This window comes from Kitasatospora sp. NPDC094015, from assembly GCF_040304075.1.
In the GTDB taxonomy this organism is placed as follows: Bacteria; Actinomycetota; Actinomycetes; order Streptomycetales; family Streptomycetaceae; genus Kitasatospora.
This window is the reverse complement of the sequence record NZ_JBEOUL010000015.1, coordinates 145,754-172,183: the sequence shown is the minus strand read 5'-3', so window position 1 is coordinate 172,183 and position 26,430 is coordinate 145,754. Positions and strand designations below refer to the sequence as shown.

The 26,430-nt window shown below is 74.2% G+C and carries 19 protein-coding genes and 2 pseudogenes; 13 read left to right on the top strand and 8 right to left on the bottom strand.

Annotation, left to right across the window (positions count from 1 at the left end; genetic code table 11):
• Positions 1-89: 89 nt before the first annotated feature.
• Both ABT014_RS19900 and ABT014_RS19895 read right to left on the bottom strand, forming a co-directional pair.
• Positions 90-470 (bottom strand): annotated as a pseudogene (locus ABT014_RS19900) (discoidin domain-containing protein); the annotation flags it as partial.
• A gap of 117 nt (positions 471-587) precedes the next feature.
• Positions 588-2,969, bottom strand: a pseudogene (locus ABT014_RS19895) (discoidin domain-containing protein); the annotation flags it as partial.
• A 302-nt stretch (positions 2,970-3,271) separates the two neighbouring features.
• Here ABT014_RS19895 and ABT014_RS19890 point away from each other — a divergent pair.
• Both ABT014_RS19890 and ABT014_RS19885 read left to right on the top strand, forming a co-directional pair.
• On the top strand, positions 3,272-3,466 hold the full coding sequence (locus tag ABT014_RS19890) for a DUF1918 domain-containing protein (RefSeq protein ID WP_350640299.1): 195 nt from the start codon (positions 3,272-3,274) through the stop codon (positions 3,464-3,466).
• A gap of 37 nt (positions 3,467-3,503) precedes the next feature.
• On the top strand, positions 3,504-4,313 hold the full coding sequence (locus ABT014_RS19885) for a DedA family protein (protein WP_350640298.1): 810 nt from the start codon (positions 3,504-3,506) through the stop codon (positions 4,311-4,313).
• On the opposite strand, the gene ABT014_RS19880 is transcribed toward ABT014_RS19885, so the two are convergent.
• Together ABT014_RS19880 and ABT014_RS19875 are read right to left on the bottom strand one after the other, a co-directional pair.
• Positions 4,277-5,017: a PIG-L deacetylase family protein gene (locus ABT014_RS19880; RefSeq protein ID WP_350640297.1), complete on the bottom strand. Its 741-nt coding sequence runs from the start codon at positions 5,015-5,017 to the stop codon at positions 4,277-4,279. The two genes, ABT014_RS19885 and ABT014_RS19880, sit on opposite strands and share 37 nt — an antisense overlap.
• Before the next feature lie 40 nt (positions 5,018-5,057).
• Positions 5,058-5,714 (bottom strand): NADPH-dependent F420 reductase, encoded by a 657-nt coding sequence (locus ABT014_RS19875; protein ID WP_350640296.1) that lies wholly within the window; start codon positions 5,712-5,714, stop codon positions 5,058-5,060.
• A gap of 280 nt (positions 5,715-5,994) precedes the next feature.
• Between ABT014_RS19875 and ABT014_RS19870 the strand changes: the two genes are divergently transcribed.
• From ABT014_RS19870 to ABT014_RS19860, 3 genes are all read left to right on the top strand, one after another.
• Positions 5,995-8,958: a polysaccharide lyase family 8 super-sandwich domain-containing protein gene (locus ABT014_RS19870; RefSeq protein ID WP_350640295.1), complete on the top strand. Its 2,964-nt coding sequence runs from the start codon at positions 5,995-5,997 to the stop codon at positions 8,956-8,958.
• 42 nt (positions 8,959-9,000) lie between these two features.
• The gene (locus ABT014_RS19865; protein ID WP_350640294.1) at positions 9,001-9,759 is read left to right on the top strand and encodes a YqjF family protein; all 759 of its coding nucleotides are present in this window, start codon (positions 9,001-9,003) and stop codon (positions 9,757-9,759) included.
• Between the two features lie 66 nt (positions 9,760-9,825).
• Positions 9,826-10,926: a calcium:cation antiporter gene (locus ABT014_RS19860; RefSeq protein WP_350640293.1), complete on the top strand. Its 1,101-nt coding sequence runs from the start codon at positions 9,826-9,828 to the stop codon at positions 10,924-10,926.
• Positions 10,927-10,936: 10 nt separating this feature from the next.
• On the opposite strand, the gene ABT014_RS19855 is transcribed toward ABT014_RS19860, so the two are convergent.
• The 3 genes from ABT014_RS19855 to ABT014_RS19845 form a co-directional block, all read right to left on the bottom strand.
• Positions 10,937-11,362, bottom strand: coding sequence for a DUF4279 domain-containing protein (locus tag ABT014_RS19855; protein ID WP_350640292.1), 426 nt, complete (start codon positions 11,360-11,362; stop codon positions 10,937-10,939).
• A 99-nt stretch (positions 11,363-11,461) separates the two neighbouring features.
• Complete coding sequence (gene glmS, locus ABT014_RS19850) at positions 11,462-13,285, bottom strand: glutamine--fructose-6-phosphate transaminase (isomerizing) (RefSeq protein WP_350640291.1); 1,824 nt, start codon at positions 13,283-13,285, stop codon at positions 11,462-11,464.
• A gap of 50 nt (positions 13,286-13,335) precedes the next feature.
• A complete protein-coding gene (locus tag ABT014_RS19845; RefSeq protein ID WP_350640290.1) occupies positions 13,336-13,611 on the bottom strand; it encodes a hypothetical protein in 276 nt (91 codons plus the stop codon).
• Between the two features lie 162 nt (positions 13,612-13,773).
• Between ABT014_RS19845 and asnB the strand changes: the two genes are divergently transcribed.
• The 7 genes from asnB (at position 13,774) to ABT014_RS19810 (ending at position 23,574) form a co-directional block, all read left to right on the top strand.
• Complete coding sequence (gene asnB / locus ABT014_RS19840; protein WP_350640289.1) at positions 13,774-15,624, top strand: asparagine synthase (glutamine-hydrolyzing); 1,851 nt, start codon at positions 13,774-13,776, stop codon at positions 15,622-15,624.
• A gap of 168 nt (positions 15,625-15,792) precedes the next feature.
• Complete coding sequence (locus ABT014_RS19835) at positions 15,793-16,902, top strand: hypothetical protein (RefSeq protein WP_350640288.1); 1,110 nt, start codon at positions 15,793-15,795, stop codon at positions 16,900-16,902.
• 86 nt (positions 16,903-16,988) lie between these two features.
• The gene (locus ABT014_RS19830) at positions 16,989-18,425 is read left to right on the top strand and encodes a pyridoxal phosphate-dependent decarboxylase family protein (RefSeq protein ID WP_350640287.1); all 1,437 of its coding nucleotides are present in this window, start codon (positions 16,989-16,991) and stop codon (positions 18,423-18,425) included.
• A gap of 85 nt (positions 18,426-18,510) precedes the next feature.
• Entirely contained in the window at positions 18,511-19,914 is a 1,404-nt protein-coding gene (locus ABT014_RS19825; RefSeq protein WP_350640286.1) for a GNAT family N-acetyltransferase, read from the top strand.
• Between the two features lie 210 nt (positions 19,915-20,124).
• Positions 20,125-21,387, top strand: a complete 1,263-nt coding sequence (locus ABT014_RS19820) for a Mur ligase family protein (RefSeq protein WP_350640285.1) — start codon at positions 20,125-20,127, stop codon at positions 21,385-21,387.
• Between the two features lie 80 nt (positions 21,388-21,467).
• Positions 21,468-22,196: a type 1 glutamine amidotransferase gene (locus ABT014_RS19815; RefSeq protein ID WP_350640284.1), complete on the top strand. Its 729-nt coding sequence runs from the start codon at positions 21,468-21,470 to the stop codon at positions 22,194-22,196.
• A gap of 352 nt (positions 22,197-22,548) precedes the next feature.
• Positions 22,549-23,574, top strand: a complete 1,026-nt coding sequence (locus tag ABT014_RS19810; RefSeq protein WP_350640283.1) for a 6-phosphofructokinase — start codon at positions 22,549-22,551, stop codon at positions 23,572-23,574.
• Positions 23,575-23,630: 56 nt separating this feature from the next.
• On the opposite strand, the gene ABT014_RS19805 is transcribed toward ABT014_RS19810, so the two are convergent.
• Positions 23,631-24,347: a VOC family protein gene (locus ABT014_RS19805; RefSeq protein WP_350640282.1), complete on the bottom strand. Its 717-nt coding sequence runs from the start codon at positions 24,345-24,347 to the stop codon at positions 23,631-23,633.
• 386 nt (positions 24,348-24,733) lie between these two features.
• Between ABT014_RS19805 and ABT014_RS19800 the strand changes: the two genes are divergently transcribed.
• The gene (locus tag ABT014_RS19800; RefSeq protein ID WP_350640281.1) at positions 24,734-26,371 is read left to right on the top strand and encodes an RICIN domain-containing protein; all 1,638 of its coding nucleotides are present in this window, start codon (positions 24,734-24,736) and stop codon (positions 26,369-26,371) included.
• The last annotated feature ends 59 nt before the right edge of the window (positions 26,372-26,430 follow it).

The following is a 26,430-nucleotide window of genomic DNA, read 5'->3' as shown; positions in this document are numbered from 1 at the left end:
TCGCCTGCCGCTACCGAGCCGGACTCACCCTGGCCTCACTGATCCTCTGGCTCCGAGAACCCAACAGATGATCATTTGTCAGACAGGCTCTAGGAGTTGAACACCTGCAGCTCCGAGAGCTGCCCGGCCGGCCAGCCGCTGTTCGCGGTGAAGGTCAGCCGCAGGTAGCGGGCAGTGGTGGCGGGCAGGTTCACCGTGACCGCGTTGCCGCTAGCCGGGTCGAAGGCGTAGGACGCGGCCCCCAGGACCGTGCTGAAGGTGGCCCCGTCGTCCGAGCGCTGCACCGCCACGGTCTGGCTGCGGGCCGCCCAGGCGCTCGACGGCGGGAGCTTCAGCACCAGCCGCTTGACCGCGGTCGGGCAGCCGAGGTCGACCTGCGCCCACTGCGGGAAGGCGTTGTTGGCGCTCTCCCAGTAGGTGTTGGCGTCACCGTCCACCAGGTTGGCCGGGCCGTAGACCTGGCTGACGCTGGACGCGGCGGCCGTCTTGCCCTGCGCCAGGTTCCCGCTGCCCGGGTTGCAGGCGGGCGGGGTGCTGGAGGAGGACGGGGACGGCGACGGGCTCGGCGAGGCCGTCCCGGTCCCGCCGAAGACCTGGAACTCGGAGAGCTGCCCGGCGGGCCAGGCCGAGTTGGCCGTGAAGGTCAGGCGCAGGTAACGCGCGCTGGTGGCGGGCAGGTTGACGGTGACCGCGTTGCCGCTCGCCGGGTCGAAGGCGTACGGCGTCGCGCCCAGCACCGTGCTGAAGCCGACCCCGTCGTCCGAGCGCTGCACCGCCACGGTCTCGCTGCGCGCGTTCCAGGCGCTCGACGGCGGCAGCTTCAGCAACAGCCGCGCCACGTCCACCTTGCACCCCAGGTCGACCTGGACCCACTGCGGGAAGGCGCCGTTGGGGCTCTCCCAGTAGGAGGTGGCGTCCCCGTCCACCACGTTGCCGGCGGTGTAGTTCTGGGTGCTGCCGGACGCGGTGGCGGGCCGGCCCTGCGCCAGGTTCCCGGTGGTCGGGCAGGTCGGCGGCGTGGAGGGGCTGGAGGAGGGGGACGGCGACGGCGAGGCGGACGAGGGCGAGCCGGACGGCGAGGGGCCGCCACCGCCGGCCGGCACGCCGTCGTACGTCCAGACCGGCGCCGGCCAGGTGCCGGTGCAGGTGGAGCCGGTGTTCCAGCCCGAGTTCCCGCCCCCGTCGGTGATCGCGAAGCCGGTGCCGACGCAGTTGTGGACCGGCGTGGCGGCCTGCGCGATGTTCCGGGCGGTCACGTTGGTGAACTTCATGGTGGCGTTGGCCTGCGCCTGGATCGCGTAGGTGCCGGCCCCGTTGATGTTGACATTGGTGAGGTTGATGCCGTTGGCCGCGCCCTCGATGGTCTGGATCGCCTCGTAGGAGCTGTCCAGGATGTCGGTGTCGGTGATGTTGATCGTCGCGCCGGAGATCGGCTCGTTCAGGCCGCTGAACCAGAGCGCGCCGACGCCGAAGTTCCAGTTGAAGTCGCTGTTCCCGGTGCGGATCAGGGTGTTGCGGGCCGCCGTGATGGTCCCCGCGACGGCGGTGCCGCTGCCGGAGTTGACCCCTGGGTAGCGGTTGGCGATGTGCAGGCCGCCGCCGTTGCTGATGGTGTCGGCCATGACGTTGTCCGAGATGGTGAAGTCCCGGCCGCCGTAGGTCACGATGTTGTTGGCCAGGATCGGCAGCACCACCGTGTTGTGGGTGAAGCTGTCGTTGGCGTTCGCCTTGCCCTCCGGCCAGGAGGCCAGGCCGTCGTCGCCGGTGTTGCGCACGAAGGTGTTGGTCACGGTCGAGTTGGTGACACCGGTGTGGAAGTTCACGCCGTCGGCGGTCTGGTCCAGGATCCGGCTGTTGCGGATGGTGAGCTGGTCCATCGGACCGTCCATCCAGGCGCCGACCTTGGTGTGCTGGAGCCAGAGGTTGTCGATCACCGAGTTGGACATCGCCCCGCCGACGGCGTTGACCTGGTCCTCGTCGACCCGCTCGCGGATGTCGCCGATCACGGCGAAGTTCTTCAGCGTGACGCCCCGGCTCGGGCCGCCGCTGTTCACGTACTTGCCGTAGATGCCGGCCGCCTTGGCGCGGTTCACCGGGTCACGTCCGCCGAGCACGCTGTACCAGGGACCGGCCCCGGTGAGCGTGACCCCGTCCACGATCACGTGGTCGTACAGCGTGAAGTTGCCCTGCGGGATGTAGACCGGCTTGCCCTGCGCCTGGCCGGCGTTGACCGCCGCCTGGAACTTGGCGGTCGAGTCGCTCGCCCCGGTCGGGTCGGCGCCGAAGTCCGCGACCACGTCGAGCGCGCCGGCGGGCTTGGCGATCGGCGCGGCCACGTTCTCGAAGTCGGCCAGGTCGATGGTGAAGGTCGGCGACTGCGCGGTCGAGGTGACCTGGAGCCGGATCCTGCTGCCGGCCGGCAGGGTCGAACCGAACATCGTCCGGGTCTCGTCGTAGAAGTGGTGCGGGTTGGTGTCGCCCGGGTTGTTGTTGAACGGGTAACCACCGTAGTACCAGCTGTACTTGGACGTGACGTCGACGCTCTTCAGCCGGCTCCCGTTGACCAGCAGGTCGAGCGAGGCGTCCCGCCCCTTGCCGTCGGCGGTGTCCGGCAGGCTGTAGCGGAAGTCGATCGAGTTGGCGGCCGCGGTGAGGGTGAACTCCACGTACTGGCCGGGCGCGTTCAGCGTGACGGCCTGCCGGCCGGAGGCCTCCGAGGGCAGGTGCCCGTAGAGCCGGTCGGGGCCGATGACGGTGCCGTTGGTGGCCGCGTACTCGGCCTCCTGCTCGACGAACGGCACGGTGGCGCCGCGCCCGGGCACGGCGAGCGGGGACAGTGCGGGGACACCGGCGGCGTGCGCCGCACCGGCGTTGGCCAGCACGGCGGTCAGCAGTCCGGCGGCGCCCAGCGCCGCCGCGGTGAGCGCGGCGACGGTACGGGATCCGCGGGATCGGGGTGGGGGCTGCATCTGCGGCTGCACATCCTTGCGGCTCGGGGGGAGAGCTCGGGCAGGAGCACCCGGCGACAGGGGTCTCGTCCGGGCGTGCCGAGACTACGAGCCCCGATCGCAGGAAGTCCATATGTGTGCGCAAAATATCGACGCGGTATTGCAAGATCCGGATCCACTGGCGCCGCCCCCGGCACCGTTGCGCGCCGCGCACCGCGCCGGGCGGCACGCCATTGCGCCGGGCACCCACGCGCCGCAGAGTGGAAGACACACAGTGCTCATCAGCAGTCCCGTCCGTCCCAGGAGCAGAGCAGGAGCAACACATGCAGGCCATGGTTGGCGACCGGCTCCACATCCACGGCAGGTCCGTGGGCATGGTGGACCGGCAAGGCGAAATCATCGAGGTCCGGGGCACCGACGGCGAGCCGCCGTACCTGGTGCGGTTCGAGGACGGTCACCAGGGGCTGATCTACCCCGGGCCCGACACCAGCATCGAGCCGCACCAGGACGCCCGGTAGCCCCCGCACGGCCGGCGCCGGCCGGGAGTCGTCCGACGTGACCTCACCGCTGCCCGGCCCGCTGGCCCACCTGGCCCCATTGCTGGACGACTACGGTTATCCGGCGGTGGGCCTTCTGGTGTTCCTGGACAACTGCGCCGTCCCCGTCCCCGGCCAGACCATCCTGGTGCTCGCCGCCGTGTACGCCGGCACCGGCCGGATGAGCATCGCGGGCGTGGCGGCCATCGCGCTGGTGGCGGCCGTCGCGGGCGACAGCCTCGGCTACCTGATCGGACGCACCGGCGGCCCCGCCTTCGTCCACCGCTGGGGCCGCTACCTCGGGCTCACCCCCGAACGGATGTCCCGCGCCGAGGGGTTCTTCGACCGCCAGGGCGTGAAGGTGGTGCTGTTCGCCCGCTTCGTGGACGGGCTGCGCCAGGCCAACGGCGTGGTCGCCGGGGTGAGCCGGATGCCCTGGCCGCGCTTCCTGGCCGCCAACGCGGCCGGCGCGGTGCTCTGGGTCGGCGTCTGGGCGGGCGCGGGGTACCTGGCGGGCAACAACATCGGCGCGCTGTACGACCGCGCGGTGCGCTACCAGCTCTACCTGCTGGTCGCGCTGGTGCTGCTGGTGCTGGCGCTGTGCGCCCGGTGGCTGCTGCGCCGGCGCGGGCGGCCCCGGCCCCCGCACGGCCGGCCGCCGGAGCAGCCGCAGGACCGACCGCCGGGCCGGCCCCCGGAGCAACCCCCGACCGGCGACGCGCCGGAGCCGGACGGGCCGGGCCCGGACGCCCAGCCCCCGGACGCGCAGCCCTCGGACGCGCAGCCCCCCGGTCAGCGCAGCGGGATCACCTCGAACGACGAGGCGTAACGCACCCCCAGCCGGCTCCCGGTCGACTCCCCGATCCGGGCCAGGAAGCCCCGGGCGTCCGCCATGTCCCCGCCGAGCCCGGCCAGGTAGGCGGAGTGCGCCTCCAGCGAGGCGACCCCGCGGTCGAAGTGCTCGGTGGTGTCCACCGCGTGCCGGGCCAGCGGCGAGGCGGCGGCCCAGACCTGCCGCACGCCGTCCCAGGGCTGGTGCCCCTCCTCGACGAGCTCGCGGAAGACCCAGCGGTTGCCCGCGTCCCGGGCGGCGTCCAGGGCGGCCCGGCCGGTGGCGATGTGGTCCGCCTGGTTCGGGTACGCCCCGACGTACGTGTCCCGGAAGTTGGTGGTGATCACGATCTCCGGGCGGTGCCGGCGGACCGCCCGGGCGATGTCCCGGCGCAGCGGCAGCCCGTACTCCAGGACGCCGTCCGGGTGGCCGAGGAACTCGACCGTCCCGACGCCGACCAGCGCGGCGGAGGCGATCTGCTCGGCCTCACGGACCGGGCGGGACTCCTCCGGGTCCATCGAGTCGATGCCGGCCTCGCCGCTGGTGACCATCAGGTAGATCACGCGCTTGCCCTGGGAGGTCCAGCGGGCGACCGCGGCGGCGGCACCGTACTCCATGTCGTCGGGGTGGGCGACCACCGCGAGGGCGGTCCGCCAGTCCTCGTCGAGCGGTTCCAGGTCGGGTGCGGTGCGGTCGTTCACGGTTCTCCCGGTGGTGCGGGCCGGGCGGTGCCGGCGCCGGTCAGTCGGCGGTGACGATCGAGTAGTTGAAGTCCACGTGGCCGAAGTGCCGCATCAGGTCGAGCCAGAGCGGCATCAGCATCTCCAGGCCGCGGGCGGCGGTGATGCCGCCGAGGTCGAGGACGGCCGGGTCGGGCCAGCCGAACTCCACCAGCATCGCCCGCACCACCGCCTTGGCCTCGGGGTCCTCGCCGGCGAGGAAGAGGTTGTGGCTGCCGGGCACCCGGCCCGGGTCGACCATCAGGTCGGCGTTGACGGTGTTGAGCGCCTTGACCACCCGGGCCTGCGGGTACTCGCGCTGGATCCGCTCGCCGACGCTGTCGGTGTTGACCGGGTCCAGGCTGGCCTGGCCGGTGGCGGAGAAGACCAGCGGGTTGGAGACGTCGATCAACACCTTGCCGGCCAGGTGGGAGGCGCCGGCCAGGTGCAGGGCCTGGAGCGAGACCGTGCCGGCGGTCGCGTTGATCACCACCTCGCCGAACTCGGCGGCCCGGGCGAAGGTGTCGGCGTGCCCGTACGGGCCGGAGCGCTCGGCCCACTCGTTGGCTGCGGTGTTGTCGCTGGTCCGGGAGCCGAGGGTGACTTCGTGGCCGAGCGAGGCGAGCTTGGTCGCCAGGGTGCGGCCGACCGTGCCGGTGCCGATGATTCCGTACCGCATCGTTGCTCTCCCACCTCGGTCTTCGAACGCTCGATCGGGTGCCGGCCGCTCGCCGCCGCCTGATGCCCCCGGCCGGCCCCGCATCCCGGGTCGAACCTTAGCCCGAAGCCGTCCTGAGGCGTGGTCACATCGGCCCCATGTCGTCCACCGGAGCGGCCGGGTCGGCCTGCGCGCCCCGTTGACGCCCTCGCGGTAAGCGCTTACCGTCAGGCCCGACCGGACCGGAGCCGCCCCCTCCGCGGCGCCCCCATCCCCTCCGGTCCCCCTGCTTGGAGGCCCCGTGGACGCCACCCCCCGCTCCGCCCCCGTCCCCCGCACCGCGCTCAGCCGCCGCCGGCTGATCCAGGCGGGCGGCGCCGCCGCCGCGGCCCTGGCCGGCCCCTGGTCGGCCGCTGCCCACCCCGCCCGGGCCGCCGCCGACCCGTTCGACACGCTGCGGCTGCGCTGGCTCGACCTGCTCACCGGCACCGGCTACGACCCCACCGCCGCGCCGTACGCCGAGGTGCTCGCCGCGCTCGGCGGGCGGGCCCGGGCGGTGCTGGACACGATGGCCCCGGCCGCCGGCTCGCTCTGGCCCGACCTGCCGCTCGGCACCGACTCCGCGGCCGTCACCGCGAGTTACGTCCGGCTGCGCACCATGGCACTGGCCTGCGCACAACCCGGCACCGGCCTGACCGGCGACCCCCGGACGGCCGCGGCCGTCGCCACCGGCCTGGACCACCTGCACGCGCACGCCTACACCCCGACCGCCACCGCCTACGGCAACTGGTGGGACTGGCAGATCGGCGCCCCGCAGGCGCTGCTCGACACCGCCGTGCTGCTGCACGACCGGCTGACCCCGGCGCAGCTCGCCGGGTACTGCGCCGCCGTCGACCGCCAGGTGCCGGACGGCGCGGTCGCCGCCTACAGCGGTACCAGCACCGGCGCCAACCGGGTCGACCTGTGCCGGGTGCTGGCGCTGCGCGGCGTGCTCGGCCGCAGCGCCGGGAAGCTGGCGACCGCCTCGGCCGCGCTCTCCCCGGTCTTCCCGTACGTGCTGGGCGGGGACGGGCTGTACGCCGACGGGTCGTTCGTGCAGCACACCTGGGTGCCGTACACCGGCTCGTACGGGGAGGTGCTGCTGGGCGGCCTGAGCCGGCTGCTCGGGCTGCTGGCCGGCTCGGACTGGGAGGTGACCGACCCGCGGCGGCAGAACGTCTTCGACTCGGTGGCCCGCGCCTGGGCGCCGTTCATCCTCAACGGGCTGGTGATGGACGCGGTCTGCGGGCGGGCGGTCAGCCGCGGCGTGCAGAGCGCGGACCAGCTGCACCTCCAGCAGGACGACCACACCCGCGGGCACACCCTGCTCGGACACATCCTGCGGCTGGCCGACTCCGGCGCGGCGCCGGCCGGGCAGTCCGCCGCCTGGCGGGCCGCCGTGAAGGGCTGGATCGGCCGGGACACCTACCGCCCCTACCTCACCGACGGGTACCTGGACGTGCCCGAACTCGCCAGGGCGCAGCGGCTGTTGGCGGACGCCTCGGTGCCGGCCGCGGCCGAGCCGCTCGGCGCGTCGGTGTTCGGCATGGACCGCGCGGTGGTCCGCCGGGCCGGCTGGGCGGCCTCGCTGAGCCTGTGCTCGGCGCGCACCACCTTCTACGAGACCGGCAACGGCGAGCACCTGCGCGGCTGGCACAGCAACAGCGGGATGCTCTGCTGGTGGGGTGCGAGCTTCGGCAACGGCCAGTACTCGGACGCCTTCTGGCCGACCGCGGACCCGTACCGGCTGCCCGGCACCACGGTCTCGACCAGGCCGCTGGCGGACGCGGCGGGCGGCGCCTGGGGCGCGCCGCGGCCGGACGCGCTGTGGGCGGGCGGGGCCTGCGACGGGACGTACGCGGCGGTCGGGCAGGACCTGCGGGGCCTGTCCTCCACGCTGCGCGGGCGCAAGTCCTGGTTCCTGCTGGACGATTCGGTGGTCTGCCTGGGCGCCGGCATCTCCTGCGCGGACGGCGTGCCGGTGCACACCGTGGTCGACAGCCGCAACCTCGGCGCCGCCGGCACCCACGCGCTGACCGTGGACGGCGCCGCCCGGCCCACCACCCTCGGTCTCGCCGAACACTTCGGCGCCGCCCGGTCGATGGCGCTGGCCGGCTTCGGCGGCTACGTGTTCCCGGGCGGGGCGGCGGTCGAGGTGGAGCGGCGGGAGCGCACCGGCAGCTGGCACGACATCAACGGCGGCGGCGCCACCGCGCCGCTCACCCGGCGCTACCTGGACATCCGGATCGACCACGGGACGGACCCGGCCGGCGCCGGCTACCACTACCTGGTGATGCCGGGCGCGGGCGCCGCCGCGGCGGCCGCGCGGGCGGCCGCCCCGACCGTGACCGTGCTCGCCAACTCCGCTGCCGCGCAGGCGGTCCGGGACAGCGCCTCGGGGGTGACGGCCGCGAACTTCTTCGCCCCCGGGACGGCCGGCCCGATCACCGTCTCGGCGCCGGCCTCGGTGCTGCTGCGGGAGGCGGGCGACACCCTCGCGGTGACGGTCTGCGACCCGTCGCGGACCGCCGCCACCGTGCTGGTGACCGTCGCCGCCACCGGACTGACCGGCGCGGAGCCCGGCCCCGGGGTGAGCGTGCTCTCGCTGGACGGCGCCGTGTCGCTGCTGGTGGAGACCGGCGGGACCGCGGGCGCCGGGCGCAGCGTGCTGCTGCGCCGGACCACCGGGGCGGCCGCCCCGGGTGCCACGGTGACCATGCTGGCGCCGACCCGCGACACCTACCTGCGCGACGGCTCCTCGGCGGACAGCAACTACGGCACCGCCACCACGCTGACCGTGAAGAACACCGGCACGGCGGGCAGCGGCTTCACCCGGCGCGCCGTGCTCGGCTTCGACGCCTCCGCCGTGCCGGGGACGCTGCGCCGCGCCGTGCTCTGGGTGCACGGCGCGGTCGCCGACTCCGGCGGGACGCAGACCACCGTGCAGGCCTTCGGTTCGGCGGACGGCTGGACGGAGACCGCCGCCACCTGGAACCGCGGCCCGGCGCTCGGCGCGGCGCTGGGCACCGGCGCGATCTCCTCGGTGGCGGACTGGGTCGGCCTGGAGGTGACCGCCGCCGTGGCCGCCGCACTGCCGGCGGCGGGCGGCTCGGGGTCGCTCTCGCTGGCCGTCTGGCAGCCGCCGGGCGCGGCCGGCCTGGCCGTGGTGCTGGACAGCCGGGAGAGCGCCGGGCACCCGCCGGTGCTGCAACTCGTGACCGGCTGACCGGTCTTCGGGCGCCGGCGGGGCGGGCGTAGGATCGCGAGGGTGATCCAGCCGTTCGCACCGCCGGAGCCCGTCACCGCCGAGCCGCCGCGCCCGGTGCGCACCACGCTGCTCACCCAGTCCTGGCTCGATCTGACCTTCCTGCACTGGGCGGTGGAGCCGGAGCGGGTGGCCCCGCTGCTGCCGGCGGGCGCGCTGCCGGACACCGTGGACGGGGTGAGCTACGTCGGCCTGGTCGCGTTCCGGATGCACCGGATCGGCTGGCTCGGGCTGCCCGGCCTGCCGTACCTGGGCACCTTCCCGGAGACCAACGTGCGGCTGTACTCGGTGGACCGGCACGGCCGGCGGGGGGTGGTCTTCCGCTCGCTGGAGGCCTCCCGGCTGCTGCCGGTGCTGGCGGCCCGGATCGGCTTCCGGCTGCCGTACGTCTGGGCCCGGATGGCGATCGACCGGGCGGGCGACACCGTCACGTACACCAGTTCGCGCCGGTGGCCGGGGCCGCGCGGCGCGCGCAGCCGGATCACCGTCGAGGTCGGCGGGGCGGTGGCGGAGCCGACCGCGCTGGAGCACTTCCTCACCGCGCGCTGGGGCCTGCACAACGCCGTCGCCGGCCGGCCGCTGTACCTGCCGAACGTCCATCCGCGCTGGCCGCTGCACCGGGCCCGGCTGCTCGACCTGGACGAGGACCTGCTGGCCGCGGCCGGGCTGCCGGGCATCGGCGGCGCGCCGTGCAGCGTGCTGTACTCCCCGGGCGTGCCGGTGCGGTTCGGCCGGCCGCTGCGGGCGCCCGCGGCACGCTGAGCCGGGCCGGCCGCGGGCGGGTGTCACTTCCGGGCGGGGCGGGGCCGATCTGCCAAGCTCGACCGCATGATCAGTCGGATCCGCCCGCTCGCCGCGCAGTGGACCACCGTGGTGCCCGTCCTGGCCCTGGTGCTGCTCCTGCTCAGCTGGAAGAAGTCGCTGCCGGGGCCGGTGGTCGCGGTGGTCGCCTGCTTCCTGGCGGGCGCGGTGCTGGCCGCCGTGCACCACGCCGAGGTGATCGCGCACCGGGTCGGCGAGCCGCTCGGCTCGCTGGTGCTGGCGGTGGCGGTGACGGTGATCGAGGTGGCGCTGATCGTCACGCTGATGGCCGACGGCGGGGACAAGAGCGCGGGCCTGGCCCGCGACACCGTGTTCGCCGCCGTGATGATCACCTGCAACGGGATCCTCGGGCTGTGCATCCTGGTCGGCGCCCTGAAGCACCGGGTCGCGGTCTTCAACTCCGAGGGCACCGGCGCCGCGTTCGCCACCATCGCGACCCTCGCCACCATGAGCCTGGTGCTGCCGACCTTCACCACCTCGACCCCGGGCCCGCAGTTCAACGCGACCCAGCTGGTCTACGCGGCCACCGCCTCGCTGCTGCTGTACGGGCTGTTCGTGGCCACCCTGACGGTGCGCCACCGCGAGTACTTCCTGCCCGTCACCCCGGCGGGCGACCTGCTGGACCCGCAGGACCACGGGGAGCCGCCCGGCCGGCGGGCCACCACGGTCAGCCTGGCGCTGCTGGCCGTCGCGCTGGTCTCGGTGGTGGGGCTGGCCAAGGGGATCTCGCCGACCATCGAGCGCGGGGTGGCGGCGGCCGACCTGCCGGCGGCGGTGGTGGGCGTGGTGATCGCACTGCTGGTGCTGCTGCCGGAGACCATCGCGGCCGTCCGGGCCGCGTCCCGCAACCAGGTGCAGACCAGTCTCAACCTCGCGCTGGGCTCGGCGCTCGCCAGCATCGGCCTGACCATCCCGGCGGTCGCGGTCGCCTCCACCTGGTTGACCGGGCCGCTGCTGCTCGGCCTCGGTCCGACCCACCTGGTGCTGCTCGCGCTGACCGTGGCCGTCGGCACCCTGACCGTCATCCCGAAGCGGGCCACCCCGTTGCAGGGCGCCGTGCACCTGGCGATCCTGGCGGCCTACCTGGTCCTCGCGGTCAGCCCCTGAGGGGCGGCGGTCACCTGGCGGCCGACCCGCGCCCGGCCGCCAGGTCGTACTCGTCCACGTCCAGGTCGGCGCCGGTGTCCAGCAGGAAGCGGAGCACCTCCGGGTCCAGCGCCCAGCCGAACAGGCTCGGACCGGCCCCGGCCCCCGGCCCGCCGAAGTAGCGCACCACCTGCAGGGCCGCTCCCCCGCCCTCCGTCCGGAGCCGGCCGGCGAGCTCGGCGATCCGGGCCGCGTGCGGCCACAGCCGCTCCAGGATGCGGGCGATCTGCTCGTCCACCGTCAGGCCCGGCTCGCGGCAGACCGCCGTCCAGCGGTGGGTGGCGCCGCCGGGCGGTCCGGCGCTCTCGTCGGGGGCGAGGTCGAGGAAGGCCGCCATCTGCGCGGCGGAGGTGGACGGACCGGACAGGACGAACGAGACGTACTGGCGGACAGGCATGCGGGGGAAGTTACCGCCCGGTCACCGTGCGCGCTCCCCAATTTCCGCCGCGGGCCGGGGCCGGGGCCGCCGCCACCGGCCCACGGCCGCCTCCCGGGGCTACTCGACGGTGACGCTCTTCGCCAGGTTGCGCGGCTTGTCCACGTCGCGGCCGAGCGCCACCGCCGCGTAGTAGGCCAGCAGCTGGAGCGGGATGTTGAGCAGCAGCGGGTCGAGCTCCGGCTCGCTCTTGGGCACCAGCAGGCAGTGGTCGATCAGCTTGGCCTCGGGGGTGCGGTGGGCCACCGCGAGGATCCGGCCGGAGCGGGCCTTGATCTCGCCGAGGGTGGTGAGGTTCTTGTCGAGCAGCTCGTCGTCCGGGACCAGGGCCACGGTGGGCAGTTCGGGGCTGATCAGGGCGAGCGGGCCGTGCTTCAGCTCGCTGGCCGGGTACGCCTCGGCGTGGACGTAGGAGATCTCCTTGAGCTTCTGCGCGCCCTCGCGGGCGACCGGGTACCCGCGGGTGCGGCCGATGAACATCATCCCGGCGTTGTCCGCGTAGGCGGCGGCCAGCTCGGCGATCTCCTTCTCCTGCTCCAGGATCTCGCGGATCTGGTCCGGCAGGGCCTTGAGCCCGGCGACGATCCGGCGCCCGTCGGCGGGCGAGAGGTCGTGGATCCGGCCGAAGTGCAGGGCCAGCAGGGCGAAGGCGATCACCGTGGAGGTGAAGGCCTTGGTGGAGGCCACCGAGATCTCCGGACCGGCGTGCAGGTAGATGCCGCCGTCGCACTCGCGGGCGATGGCGCTGCCGACGGTGTTGACGACGCCGAGGACCCGGCCGCCCTTGCGCTTGATCTCCTGGACGGCGGCCAGCGTGTCGTAGGTCTCGCCGGACTGGCTGACCGCGACGTAGAGGGTGTCGGCCTCGATCACCGGGTTGCGGTAGCGGAACTCGGAGGCGGGCTCGCTGTGCGCGGGGATCCGGGCCAGCTCCTCGATCAGCTGGGCGCCCATCTCGCCGGCGTAGTAGGCGGAGCCGCAGCCGAGGATCTTCACCCGGCGGATCTCGCGCAGCTCGCGGGCGTCCAGGTTGAGGCCGCCGAGGTGGGCGGTCGCGAAGCGCTCGTCGAGCCGGCCGCTGAGGGTGCGCTCGACCGCGGCGGGCTGCTCGTGGATCTCCTTGAGCAGGTAGTGCTGGTAGCCGGCGGTGTCGTAGGAGGCGACCTCCCAGTCCACCGTGGACGGCTGGCGGGTGACGGTACGGGCGTCCTCGGTGAAGGTGCGGAAGCCGTCGGCGCGGACGGTGGCGAGCTCGCCGTCCTCCAGGTGGACGACCTGGCGGGTGTAGCGGACCAGGGCGGCGACGTCGGAGGCGACGAACATCTCCTTCTCGCCGAGGCCGAGCACGATCGGGCTGCCGTTGCGGGCGACCACGATCCGGTCGGGCTGCTGGGAGTCGAGCACGGCGATGCCGTAGGTGCCGACCACCTGGCCGAGCGCGCCGCGCACCGCGTCCTCCAGCTCCACGCCCTCGCCGCTGTGTGCGGCGACCAGGTGGGCGAGGACCTCGGTGTCGGTCTCGGAGGTGAAGACCACGCCGTCGGCGGCGAGCAGGGCGCGCAGCTGGTCGGCGTTCTCGATGATGCCGTTGTGCACCACGGCGATCCGCTCGGCCACGTCGGTGTGCGGGTGGGCGTTGGCGTCGCTGGGCACGCCGTGGGTGGCCCAGCGGGTGTGGCCGATGCCGGTGGTGCCCTTGAAGCGGGCCGGCACGGCGGCGGCGAGGTCGGCGACCCGGCCCTTCACCTTGCAGACCTTCAGGCCGCCCTTGGCGGCGACGGCCACACCGGCCGAGTCGTAGCCGCGGTACTCCAGGCGCTGCAGGCCCTCCAGCAGGAAGGCGGTGGCGTCCTTCGGGCCGATGTAGGCCACAATTCCGCACATTTCGGACTCCAAGGGGTTGAGCTGGGTTCGGACGGGCGCGGCCGGAGGGTTCAGCCGTAGACGATGCGGCGCAGCTGACGGGCGGACAGCTCGGGCGCCGCGACCCGGCGGGCGGCGAGTTCGGCGCCGAGCCGGGCGAAGATCTTGTCGTTGGTCAGCCCGCGCGCCTGCAGCTCCCCGTGGCGGCGGCGGACGTACTCCTCGACGGACTCGGAGAAGTACGCCAGCACCTCCGCGACCACCCGCGCAGCCTCGCCGGGGCCCAGCGGGCTGATCCGGGTGAGGTGGGCGAGGAGGTCTTCGTGGGGGTGGGGCGAGGCGGACACGAGCCAGGAGCCTAGGCGGGGGACGCCCGTCGACCAAGAATCCTGCCCGAAATCGGGCAGATCTTCAGACATTCAGCCTCCGCACGGCCATTGATCTAGTCGCCCGACCGGCGTAACGTCACAGTGCGTACCCATAAAACTACTGTGGGGAGATACGCTGACATGTGCGGGATAACCGGCTGGGTGGCCTTCGACCGCGACCTCACCGCCGAACGTGCCGTCCTGGAGGCGATGACCGCCACCATGGCCTGCCGCGGCCCGGACGCGGGCGGCGTCCACCTCTCCCCGCACGCGGCCCTCGGGCACCGCCGGCTCGCGGTGATCGACCTCGACGGCGGCGCGCAGCCGATGACGGTCGAGCAGGACGGCCGCACGCTCGCCGTGCTCAGCTACAGCGGCGAGGTCTACAACCACCGCGAACTGCGCGCCGAGCTGGAGCTCGCCGGCCACCGCTTCCGCACCCGCAGCGACACCGAGGTGGTGCTGCGCGCCTACCTCCAGTGGGGCGAGCACCTCGCCGAGCGGCTCAACGGCATGTACGCCTTCGCCCTGTGGGACCCGCGGGCCGAGGAGCTGCTGCTGGTCCGCGACCGGATGGGCGTCAAGCCGCTGTACTTCCACCGCACCGCCGACGGCGTGCTGTTCGGCTCCGAGCTCAAGGCGCTGCTGGCCCACCCGCTGGTGCAGCCCACCGTCGACCCGGACGGGCTGCGCGAGCTGCTCGCCCTCACCCGCACCCCCGGGCACGCCGTCTACCGCGGCACCGAGGAGGTCCGGCCCGGCCACGTGGTGCACGTCCGGCGCGAGGGCCTGACGGTGCGCCGGTACTGGGCGCTGGAGACCCGCGAGCACACCGACGACCTGCCGACCACCATCGCCACCGTCCGGGAGCTGCTGACCGACACCGTCCGCCGGCAGCTGATCGCCGACGTGCCGCTGTGCTCGCTGCTCTCCGGCGGGCTGGACTCCAGCGCCGTCACCGCGCTGGCCGCCCGGGAGCTGCGGGCCGCCGGGCTGGGCCCGGTGCGCACCTTCGCCGTCGAGCACACCGGGCACAGCCACGGTTTCCACCCCGAGCCGCTGCGCGCCACCCCGGACGGCCCGTACGCGCGGCTGGTCGCCGACCACCTGGGCGCCGACCACCGGATGATCGAGGTGGGCGGCTCCGCGCTCACCTCCGCCGGCACCCGGGCCGCGGTGCTGCGCGCCTGGGACCTGCCGATGGGCTTCGGCGACATGAACGCCTCGCTGCTGCTGCTCTTCCGGGCCGTCCGCGAGCACTCCACGGTCGCGCTGTCCGGGGAGTCCGCGGACGAGCTGTTCGGCGGCTACCCGTGGTTCCACCGGCCCGAGGTGGTCGCCGCCCCCGCCTTCCCGTGGGTGGCCGCGATGGACCAGCTGGCCGGCCCCGGCAGCCTCGGGCCGACCGCGCTGCTCTCGCCCGACCTGCTGAAGGCGCTCGACCTGGACACCTACCGGGCCGACAGCTACGCCCGGGCGGTGGCGGAGGTGGAGCACCTGCCCGGCGCCGACCGGCTGGAGCGCCGGATGCGCGAGCTGGGCCACCTGCACCTGACCCGCTTCGTCCGGCTGCTGCTGGACCGCAAGGACCGGATGTCGATGGCCACCGGCCTGGAGGTGCGGGTGCCGTTCTGCGACCACCGGCTGGTGGAGTACGTCCACAACACGCCCTGGTCGATGAAGACCTTCGACGGCCGGGAGAAGAGCCTGCTGCGCGCCGCCGTCCGCGACCTGCTCCCGGTGGAGGTCGCCGAGCGGGTGAAGAGCCCGTACCCCACCACCCAGGACCCGGCCTACCCGCTGGCCCTGCGCGCCGACCTGGCCGGCCTGACCGCCGACCTCGGCGCCCCGGTGCTCGACCTGCTGGACCGCACGGCGGTGGCCGCCGCGCTGCGGCCGGACGGCGACCCGCAGGCCTTCCGGCAGAGCACCGAACTGGTCCTGGAGCTGGCCTCCTGGCTGACGAAGTACCATGTGGCGCTGATGTTGTAAAACGGTGTGGGCGGGGTGCCGGGGGACGGGACCGCGTCGACCCGGGCGGCATTGGGCCGTTGGGTCGAACACATCCCCAATGGCCGACCCCGATCCGCGCTTTCGGGCTCCGGGCGGCCAGGATGGGACCACCCGCCGTCCGCGTCCGACCACCGGGGGACCACTGCCATGCACCCGCGAGTATTCGCGATCATCACCGCCGTCCTGCTCGGCGCGCTCGGCCTCGGCGCGGTGGCGCTGACCGACTGGACCCCGGGCACCGCGCCGGTCGCCCAGGTCGGCGCCGCGCTCCCCGGCGGGGCCCCGGCCGGCGGCGCGGCCGCCCCCGCACCCTCGCCCACCGGCGACCCGGCGGTGTGGACCCGCAGCACGCTGCGCAACAAGCTGATGGCCGAGATGGAGGCCACCGACCCCGGCGTGGCACTGGCCGACCTCGACAAGATCAGCAAGGACAAGCCGTACACCGTCCGGTTCTGCCACCCGATCGCGCACGAGCTCGGCCACGCGGCGGTGCTGCGCTACAAGCAGGACTTCCAGAAGGTCATCTCGTTCCCGCACGAGACCTGCGCGGCCGGCTACCTGCACGGCGCCGTCGAGGAGATGCTCGCCAACTCCAAGACCCCCGAGCAGGACATCCTCACCCTGTGCGCGCCCAAGAACACCGGCCCGTGCATCCACGGCATCGGCCACGGCATCATGTTCGTCACCAAGCAGGACATCCCGGCCGCCCGCGCGCTGTGCAACAAGTTCCCCACCGACAGCCGCCGGATCACCTGCTCCGAGGGCGTCTTCATGCAGCTGTTCGCCCCCGACGAGGAGGACGAGAAGGCCAAGGCCAACCTCCCCGCCGACCAGCTCGCCAAGGACCCGCTCTACCCCTGCCCGGAGCAGCCGGCCCTGTTCCAGTCGGCCTGCTTCTTCTACGCCCCGACCTTCTACCTGAGCTCGCACGACTACGCCAACCACCCGGAGGCCTTCGCCGACGCGCTCAAGTGGTGCCTCAACGGCAAGGCCAGCGGCGGGGCCAACGACTGCAGCCGGGGCGTCGGCTCGCGCACCATGAAGTACAACCTGGACCGCGAGGACTGGGCCGCCAACCAGTGCGCCACCGCCGCCGACGCCTGGCAGCGGCAGGCCTGCGCGCAGGGGCTGGTGAGCTACTACACCGTCAACTACACCGACGCCGGAGCGGCCGGCCGGCTCTGCGCCAAGATCACCAACAAGGAGATCGCCGGCTACTGCCGCACCGCCGGCGGCCTGTCCAGCACCCTGGACTGAACCACCTGGCCAGGGGCGTAGGATCGGGCCCCATCCCAGGTGCGCCGAGGAAGTCGCGCCGTCATCGGACCTGTTGGAGCAGCCCCGTGAGCGACGACTTCCGCGACGCGGCCCTGGCCGCCGCCGAGCTGGTCTCGGACTACCTCGACGAGCTGCCGGGCCGCCCGGTCTGGCAGCCGATGGACCCGGCCGACCGGAAGGCCCTGCTGGAGCTGGAGCTGCCCGAGCGCGGCGCCCCGCTGGAGGACCTGCTCGCGGTGATCGGCGAGCAGGTCATGCCGGCCCCGATGGGCAACGGCAGCCCGCGGTTCTTCGGCTGGGTCAACTCGGCGCCGCAGCCCGCCGGGGTGCTCGCCACCCTGGCGGCCGCCGCGATGAACCCCAGCTCGGCCGGCGGCGACCACGCCGACGTCCACCTGGAGCGCGCCGTGGTCCGCTGGATAGCCGAGCTGGTCGGCTTCCCGCACCCCGCCGGCGGCGGCATCCTCACCTCCGGCACCTCGATGGCGACCATCCTGTGCCTGGCCGCCGCCCGTAACCGGGCGGCCGCCCGGGCCGGCCACGACCTGCGCCAGGACGGCCTGGCCGGGCTCCCCCCGCTGGTCGGCTACGTCACCGGCGAGACCCACTCCTGCGTCCGCAAGGCCGCCGAGCTGCTGGGCCTGGGCAGCCGCAACCTGCGTACCGTCGCCACCGGCCCCGACGGCCGGCTCGACGTCGCCGCGCTGCGCGCCGCCGTCGCCGAGGACCGCGCCGCCGGACGGCTGCCGTTCCTCGCCGTCGCCTCCGCGGGCACCGTCGGCACCGGCGCCGTCGACCCGTTCCACCCGATCGCCGACCTGTGCGCCGAGGAGGGCCTGTGGCTGCACGTCGACGGCGCGTACGGCGCCTTCGGCGTGCTGGACACCACCATCGCGCACCGCTACGCCGGCATGGACCGGGCCGACTCGCTCGCCCTGGACCCGCACAAGTGGCTCGGCGTGCCGGTCGACTGCGGCTGCGCCCTGGTGCGCGACACCGAGGCGCTGCGCTCCACCTTCAGCCTGGTCCCCTCCTACCTGCGCGACGAGGCGGCCGGCGAGCTCGGCTGGTTCTCCGAGTACGGCATGGAGCAGACCCGCCCGTTCCGCTCGCTCAAGGTCTGGGCCACCATCGCGCACCGCGGCCGGTCCGGCATCGCCGCCGACATCGCCCGCTGCACCGCACTGGCCAGGCGGCTCGGCGAGCTGGTCGCCACCGATCCGGAGCTGGAGCTGCTGGCCCCGGTGGAGACCTCGATCGTCGCCTTCCGGTACCGCCCGGCCGGGCTGTCCGAGGCCGAGCTGGACGCGCTCAACGGCCGGCTGCCGGTCGCCGTCCAGCAGCGCGGCCGGGTCTTCGTCACCGGAGCCCTGCTGGACGGCCGCGAAATGCTCCGGGCCTGCCTGCTGAACGCCGCCACCACCCAGGACGACCTGCACCTGCTGCTCGCCGAAGTCCGGGCCGCCGGAGCCGAACTGACCGGGCGTCCGCTCGCGTCCTGATCATCGGACCGCCACCGCGCGGACATTAACCGACAGGTCACGGGGGATTCGTGATCGTGAAACACCGGCGCGACACGATGGCGGCATGGACCTCTCGCCGAACTCCCGCTCCGCCCGTCCCGCCAGCGACCAGCGCCCGTCCCGGGCCCAGCGCCGCGCCGCCCGGCAGCACCGCTGGCGCCGCGAGGCCGTCGAGCTCGCCGCGGTGTTCCTCGCCGTGGCCTGCGCCGACCTGGTCGCCAACGTCGTGGTGCACGGCCACGACGGTCCGGTGCTGCTGGCCGCCTCGGCCGCCGCACTTGTCGCCGGCGCACTGTTCCACGGCTGGTGGGCGCACCGGCACCCGCACGGGCCGCCCGCGCCCGACACCCCCGCACCGCCCGGCGCGGCCGCGGTGAGCGGCCCGCTGGACGGCTTCGGGTCCGCCGCCCTGTGGCGGATCCGGACCACCGTCGAGGACGCCCCCGGCAGCCTCGGCCGGATCTGCACCGCGCTCGCCGGGCAGGGCGTGAACATCGTCTCGATGCAGGCCCACCCGCTGCCCACCGGCGCCGTGGACGAGTTCTTCGTCCGGGCCCCGCAGGAGCTCGGCCGGGCCGAACTGGCCGCGGCGGTCGCCGCCGCCGGCGGGCACGACATCTGGACCGACCGGGCCGACGCGCACGACCTGGTCGACGCCCCGACCCACGTCCTGGCGCTGGCCACCAGGACCGCGCTGGACGCCGCCGAGCTGCCGGTCGCGCTGCGCCAGCTGTTCGGCCGGTGCGCGATCCGGCAGTACCCGGCCGCCGGCGCGGGCGCCGCCGCCGGGGTCGACGGCCACGTGATGCGGCTGCCGGTGCCCTCCGGCGACCTGATCGAGCTCTCCCGCCCGCACCTGCCGTTCACCCCGACCGAGTTCGCCCGCGCCCAGGCCCTGGTCGAGCTGGACAGCCTGCTGGGCCCCCGGGTGCCCAAGGTGGAGGCCCGGCTCACGCTGCCCGCAGGGGCCGACCTGACCGTCCGCCGGGCCGAGCCCGCCGACCGGGCCGCCGCGCTGGAGATGCACCGGCGCTGCTCGCCGGAGACCCTGCGCAAGCGCTACCACGGCCCGGTCCGGGACGCCGACCGCTACCTCGAGCACCTGCTGGACCCGCGGCACGGCCAGACCCTGGCGGTGGAGTCCGCGGACGGCCGGATCGTCGCGCTGGCCCACCTGCTCTGGGACGACGAGGGCGCGGAGGTCGCCCTGCTGGTCGAGGACGACTGGCAGCGCCGGGGCCTGGGCGTCGACCTGCTGCGGCGGATGGCCGCACTGGCCATGGAGGCCGGCCTGCCGACCGTCTACGCCGTCACCCACGCCTCCAACAGCGGCCTGATCGCCACCATGCGCCGGCTCTCCGCCCCGCTCGACTACCAGGTCGAGGACGGCACCCTGGTGATCACCGCCCACCTCACCGAGGCCACCGAGCAGCTCCCCACCCCCTGGCCCTCCCGGCCCCGCCGCTAGGACCCGTCCGTGCGACCGGGCCCCCGAGGCACCCGCCCCGGGGGCCCGGTCGCACACCCGTCCGGTCCCGCCCCCAAGGGCCCGTCAGGGTGCTGCGGCGGGTCCGGGGATCAACGCCGCGGCGCGGAGTGGGTAGGCTGGCCCCGTCCCCGCCGCCCGATGGTCACTGCTCGACCCGGGTGGTGCCGCAGCAAGGAGGAACCACTGAGCATGCCAGGCACCGATTCGGAAGCCACGGGCGCGCGCGACGCCTCGCTGCCCGCCCGCGCCAAGATCGCCGTGACGGCCGGCCGGATGGCCGCAGCCCTCTCCCAGAAGGCGGGCCGCGGCAGTGGCTCGGTGATCGGCGGCAAGGTAGCTCTCAAGCTCGACCCCGACCTGCTCGCGACCCTCTCCGACCACCTCGACGTGGTCCTGGTCAGCGCGACCAACGGCAAGACCACCACCACCCGGCTGATCGCCGAGGCGCTGCGCGCCGCCGGCCCGGTCGTCTCCAACGCGCTGGGCGCCAACATGCCGGCCGGCATCACCGCCGCGCTGGCCGGCGGCTCGGACGCCAAGTTCGGTGTGATCGAGGTCGACGAGAAGTACCTGCCGATGGTCGCCCGGGACACCCGGCCCAAGGCCATAGCGCTACTCAACCTCTCCCGCGACCAGCTCGACCGCGCCGCCGAGACCCGGATGATGGCCGAGAAGTGGCGCGAGGGCCTCAAGGACACCGACGCGGTGATCATCGCGAACGCGGACGACCCGCTGGTGACCTGGGCCGCCTCCTCCTGCAAGAAGGTGGTCTGGGTGGCCGCCGGACAGGCCTGGAAGGAGGACGCCTGGTCCTGCCCGTCCTGCGGCGGCGTGATGCAGCGCCCCGGCGACGACTGGTTCTGCCAGGAGTGCGGCTTCCGCCGTCCCAACCCGCACTGGGCGCTCCAGGGCACCCACGTGATCGACCCGCACCGCGGTGCCTGGCCGATCCAGCTCCAGCTGCCCGGCCGCGCCAACCTGGCCAACGCCACCAGCTCGGCCGCCGTGGCCGCGGTGTTCGGCGTGGCCCCGCAGGTCGCCCTGCAGCGGATGCAGTCGGTGGCCGCGGTCGCCGGCCGCTACGACGTGGTCTCCTACCTCGGCCGCGACGTGCGCCTGCTGCTGGCCAAGAACCCGGCCGGCTGGCTGGAGACCTTCTCGCTGATCGACGGCCCGCCGGCGCCGGTGATCCTCTCGGTCAACGCGATGGACGCCGACGGCACCGACACCTCCTGGCTGTGGGACGTCGACTACGAGCGGCTGTCCGGCCACCCGATCTTCGTGATGGGCCAGCGCAAGCTGGACCTGGCCGTCCGGCTGGAGGTCGCCGGCCTGCAGTTCCAGGTCGTGGAGAGCCTGGAGGAGGCCGTCCGGATCGCCCCGGCCGGCCGGATCGAGGCGATCGCCAACTACACCGCGTTCCAGCAGCTGCGCAAGGCGGTGGTGAGCTGATGTCCGTCCCCTCCCACCAGAACCCCGGTTTCGGTTCGGACCCGCGCTTCGGGTCGCAGCAGCACGGAAGGCCTTCCAGGATGAGCGAGAGCAGCCTGCGGGTGGTCTGGGTCTACCCGGACCTCCTCAGCACCTACGGCGACCGCGGCAACGCGCTGGTGGTCGAGCGCCGGGCGCGCCAGCGCGGGCTCGGGGTCACCCGGATCGACGTGCGCTCGGACCAGTCGGTGCCCACCAGCGGCGACATCTACCTGATCGGCGGCGGCGAGGACCGGCCGCAGCGGCTGGCCGCCGAGCGGCTGCGCAACGACGGCGGCCTGCAGCGCGCGGCCGAGAACGGCGCGATCATCTTCTCGGTCTGCGCCGGCTACCAGATCCTCGGCCGGGAGTTCATCAACGACCTCGGCGAGCGCGAGCCGGGCCTCGGCCTGCTGGACGTCTGGACCACCCGCGGCGAGGGCGCCCGCTGCGTCGGCGACGTGCTGGCCGGCGTCGACCCGATCCTCGGCCTGCCGCAGCTGACCGGCTTCGAGAACCACCAGGGCATCACCCACCTCGGCCAGGGCGTCAAGCCGTTCGCCTCGGTCCAGGTCGGCCGCGGCAACGGCACCGGCGACGGCACCGAGGGCGCCTGGCGGGACACCGTCTTCGGCACCTACCTGCACGGCCCGGTGCTGGCCCGCAACCCCGCCGTCGCCGACATGCTGATCAAGCTGGCGCTGGACGTGAACGCGCTCCCGCCGGCCGACACCACCTGGTACGACGCGCTGCGCGCCGAGCGGATCGCGGCCGCCGGGCGCCCCTCCTAGGTCCCGCGCGGGGGTCCCGGCCCGGTCGGGGCCCCGGCGCGGCGGGGCGGGAACGACCAGCATCCGGTCCACCCGTGCCCTAGTGGCCGTCGGCATAACAGAATAGGAAGAGCTGGACGCACACCCTCCTCGGCGTCCAGCCGCAGTCTCGCGCGGAGGCGTCGACGATGCCGCTCCCGCGCCGGTCCCTGCTCGGCCGGACGCAGGAACCGTATGCTGTACTGCACGGTCGATTTGGGGCTTGATGTCCGAAATCGGCCGACCGCGGTGGCGACACCGAGGTGGTCGTCCGGCCGTCCGGTTACTCCCCCAGCCTGGCGGCTGGGGGTGCCCCCTGGGGAGTTGCAAAGCAATGCGTATTGGTGTCCTGACCAGCGGCGGTGACTGCCCCGGCCTGAACGCCGTGATCCGTTCCGTGGTCCACCGGGGGGTGGTCGACCACGGCGACGAGATCATCGGCTTCCAGGACGGCTGGCGCGGTCTCCTCGAAGGCGCCCACCGCCCCCTGACCCTCGACTCGGTGAGCGGCATCCTCGCCCAGGGCGGGACCATACTGGGCTCCTCCCGGGTCCAGCCGAGCCACCTGCGCGACGGCGTGGAGCGGGCCAAGAAGTTCTGCGCCGACCTCGGCATCGACGCGGTCATCCCGATCGGCGGCGAGGGCACCCTCAAGGCCGCCAAGCTGATGAGCGACGGCGGACTGCCGGTGGTCGGCGTGCCGAAGACCATCGACAACGACATCGCCTGCACCGACGTCACCTTCGGCTTCGACACCGCCGTCTCGGTCGCCACCGACGCGCTGGACCGGCTGAAGACCACCGCCGAGTCGCACCAGCGCGTCATGGTGGTCGAGGTGATGGGCCGTCACACCGGCTGGATCGCCCTGAACGCGGGCATGGCCGCCGGCGCCCACGCGATCGTGGTCCCGGAGCGCCCGTTCCACATCGACAAGCTCACCGAGGTCGTCCGGGAGCGCTTCGAGCGGGGCAAGAAGTTCGCCATCGTGGTCTGCGCCGAGGGCGCCAAGCCCGAGCCCGGCACCATGCACTGGGAGGAGGGCACCCGGGACATCTACGGCCACGAGCGGTTCACCGGCATCGCCACCCAGCTCTCCGGCGAGCTCGAGCACCGGCTCGGCAAGGAGGCCCGCCCGGTGATCCTCGGCCACACCCAGCGCGGCGGCACCCCGACCGCGTACGACCGGGTGCTGGCCACCCGCTTCGGCTGGCACGCGGTCGAGGCCGCGCACAAGGGTGCGTTCGGGCACATCACCGCGCTGCAGGGCACCGAGATCAAGCTGGTCCCGCTGGCCGAGGCGGTCGCCGAGCTGAAGACCGTCCCCGCGGAGCGCTACGTCGAGGCCGAGACCGTCATCTGACGGCCCGCGCCCCACCCGGCCCCCGACCGCCGCGCGGTCGGGGGCCGCTGCGTGGTCTACCCGGGCCGGCGGAGGGTGAACTCGTTGCCGTCGGGGTCGAGCAGGGCGAGGTGGTCGGTGCCGGTGGTGGCGCCGCTGCGGCGGGCGCCGAGTGCGATCAGGCGTTCGACCTCGGCGTCCCGGTCGGCGCCCGCGGGGACCAGCAGTTCGAGGTGGATCCGGTCGGCACCGGTCTGCGGCGCGACCGGCGGGCCACCCCAGGTGATCTTCGTCCCGCCCTCCGGCGACTGGATCGCGGTCTCCTGGCCCTGGTCCCAGACCAGCGGCCACCCGAGCGCCGCGCTCCAGAAGAGGCCGACCTCCCGCGTCCCGTCGCAGGCCAGCGCCCCGACGAAGCCGGTACCGGCGAGGAAGGTGTTGCCCGGTGCGATGACGCAGAACTCGTTGCCGTCCGGATCGGCGAGCACCACGTGCCCCTCCTCCGGGAGTTGGCCCACGTCGATGTGGTGCCCGCCGAGTGCGAGCGCCCGGGCCACGGTCGCGCGCTGATCCTCCGGGGAGGTACTCGTCAGGTCGAAGTGCGCCCGGTTCCGACCGGTCTTCGGCTCCCGTCCCGGCAGGAAGCGGATCAGGAACCCGGCACCGCCGGGCGGCAGGAGCACGACTCCGTCCGGTCCCTCGCCAGGCTCCCGGCCCAGGACCCCCGCCCAGAACTCCGCGAGGTCGGACGGCCGGCCCGCCCGGAAGCAGATCGCGTACAGCTGACTGGTCATGACCCGTGCCTTTCCGATCCCCGACGGCCGGCCCGACGGCAGGCCGCACCGCGAGCGCAGCCTAGGGGTTGCCCGGGGGCTCCCGCAGGCGCTTTTCCGCCCCGCGGCGGCGCCTGCTCGCTCCTCCGCGCCCCACTGGGTAAAGGTTCGGCAAAGGCGCGGGTCGGCCGATCGCCGGGCCGGTCTCCCCTCCGGAGCCACGGGACAGGGGGCGATCCGCGATGACCTTCGGCCGGCACGGCCGGCGCGGTCGGCCCTCGTGATCGGCGGCGCCACCTGTGGGGGAAGGCGCGGCGGGCCCAAGCACGGCGAGCACTTCCCATCGACCGATCCGGGCGCCCCGAGACGGCTGGCCCGGAGTACCTACCCAAGGATCGGGACACCCCGTGTCAGACCCCACCAGCGCCGGGCACGGACGCCGTTCGGCCGCGCGGACGCTCACCGCCCGCCACGACGGCGCCCTGCTCGCCCACACGAAGCTGCTGTGCCGCGACGAGCGGAGTGCGCGCGCTCTCGCCGACGAGGTGTTCGCGGAGGTCCTCGACGCGGTGCGCCGCGGGGTGGGCCCCCGCCATGCGTGGCGGCCCCACCTGCTGGCGACCGCCCGGCGCACCGCCGCACGCTGGGCCGACACCGGCCGGGCCGACCTGCTCGCGCCGGGCTTCACCGCCTGGCTGCACGCCATTCCCTGCCCGCCCGGCCTCGTCCCGTGCGCCGAGACCGCCCTCCTCACGGCCGAGGAGAATTCGCCGGCGCTCCAGGTCTTCCAGCGGCTCCCCGAGAGCCTCCAGGTCGATCTGTGGCGGGATCTGGAGAGGCCGGCCGAACCCGGCGCCTCCTGGTCGACCACCGGAGTGCCCTCCGAGCGACAGCGTCTCTTCGACGCCTACGTGCAGTTCCGCGCGCTGCACACGCCGCGCCGCGACTGCCGGCAGCTGACCGCGAGGCTCGGCGACGCCGTGCGCCGCGGCGATCCGAGCGACCGCGTCCTCACCGGCCACCTGGAGCGCTGCCCGGACTGTGCCCGCACGTGGGCAGAGCTCACCGCCATCCACAGCTGGGACCGGCCCGCGATCCTCGAAGCGCTGCTGCTGTGGACGGGGGCCCAAGCGCCGGCCGCGTCCGCCCCCGCGATCCCGGCACCGCGGCCCGCCATGGTCCCGGCACCGCGGCCCGCCGAGGGCGCCGGGCCGCTGCTCCCCGCTCCGGGAACTCCGCCGGAGCAGCCACCCACGACCGGGAGCCGGCGCGAGCGCCCGTCCGACCGGGCGATCCTGCTCGGCCTCGTCGCGCTCGGCCTCGGTGTCCTGACCATCTCGGCCGCGACCCTGGCACCCGACGCACCGGACCCGCTGGTCCCGGCCCCGGTACTCCCGGCCCCACGTACGACCCCGCCGTCCCCGTCGCCGTCCCCGTCGCCATCCCCGCCGCCGAGCCTGCCCTCGCGGCCCGCGTCGTCCCCGTCCCGGGCCGCCCCGCCCTCCGCACCGAGCCCCGGCTCCGCCGCGCCCGATCCGTCGCCGAGCACCGGCAGCTCCGTACCGTCCGCCACCGGTTCGCCCTCCGGGGCGCACCTGGTCAACAGGCGGACCGGCCTGTGCGTCACCGCGGGCAGCGGTGACGGCGCCGGCGTCCGCCTGACAGCCTGCACCGGCGACGACGCGCAGCGCTGGCAGTTCGTGAGCAGCGGGGGCGCGGGCCTCCAGCAGATCCGCGCCGCGGCCGGCGGCCGCTGCCTGGACGGGACCACCGGCGGGGGCAACAGGGTCGCCGTCGTGCTGCGGGAGTGCCGGGCGGACCGCCGGGAACAGCTGTGGAACGTCGTCCCGGACAAGAACCCGGCCGACTTCCGCCTCGCCTTCGCTCCTCAGGTCGCCGCCAGTGACTACGCCGACCACCTGCTCGGGCCCGCCGACATCTGGCCGGGTCCGGCCGCTGACGGCTCCGCGCTCGTCCACCAACCCAACTACTACAACAAGGCCGACTTCCTCTTCACGCTGGCGCCCCCGACCGGTTCGCCCTGACGGCCCGCCGCACGCCGTGGCCCGCGTAGTGGCCCGACCGGGGCGGCCCGGCCGTACGG

Coding starts and splice junctions, on each gene's coding strand:
- ABT014_RS19835 (WP_350640288.1), top strand. CDS start 15,793: ATGCACCCGCGAGTATTCGCGATCATCACCGCCGTCCTGCTCGGCGCG.
- ABT014_RS19825 (WP_350640286.1), top strand. CDS start 18,511: ATGGACCTCTCGCCGAACTCCCGCTCCGCCCGTCCCGCCAGCGACCAG.
- ABT014_RS19820 (WP_350640285.1), top strand. CDS start 20,125: ATGCCAGGCACCGATTCGGAAGCCACGGGCGCGCGCGACGCCTCGCTG.
- ABT014_RS19805 (WP_350640282.1), bottom strand. CDS start 24,347: ATGACCAGTCAGCTGTACGCGATCTGCTTCCGGGCGGGCCGGCCGTCC.
- ABT014_RS19815 (WP_350640284.1), top strand. CDS start 21,468: ATGAGCGAGAGCAGCCTGCGGGTGGTCTGGGTCTACCCGGACCTCCTC.
- asnB (WP_350640289.1), top strand. CDS start 13,774: ATGTGCGGGATAACCGGCTGGGTGGCCTTCGACCGCGACCTCACCGCC.
- ABT014_RS19810 (WP_350640283.1), top strand. CDS start 22,549: ATGCGTATTGGTGTCCTGACCAGCGGCGGTGACTGCCCCGGCCTGAAC.
- ABT014_RS19890 (WP_350640299.1), top strand. CDS start 3,272: ATGCAGGCCATGGTTGGCGACCGGCTCCACATCCACGGCAGGTCCGTG.
- ABT014_RS19855 (WP_350640292.1), bottom strand. CDS start 11,362: ATGCCTGTCCGCCAGTACGTCTCGTTCGTCCTGTCCGGTCCGTCCACC.
- glmS (WP_350640291.1), bottom strand. CDS start 13,285: ATGTGCGGAATTGTGGCCTACATCGGCCCGAAGGACGCCACCGCCTTC.
- ABT014_RS19860 (WP_350640293.1), top strand. CDS start 9,826: ATGATCAGTCGGATCCGCCCGCTCGCCGCGCAGTGGACCACCGTGGTG.
- ABT014_RS19875 (WP_350640296.1), bottom strand. CDS start 5,714: ATGCGGTACGGAATCATCGGCACCGGCACGGTCGGCCGCACCCTGGCG.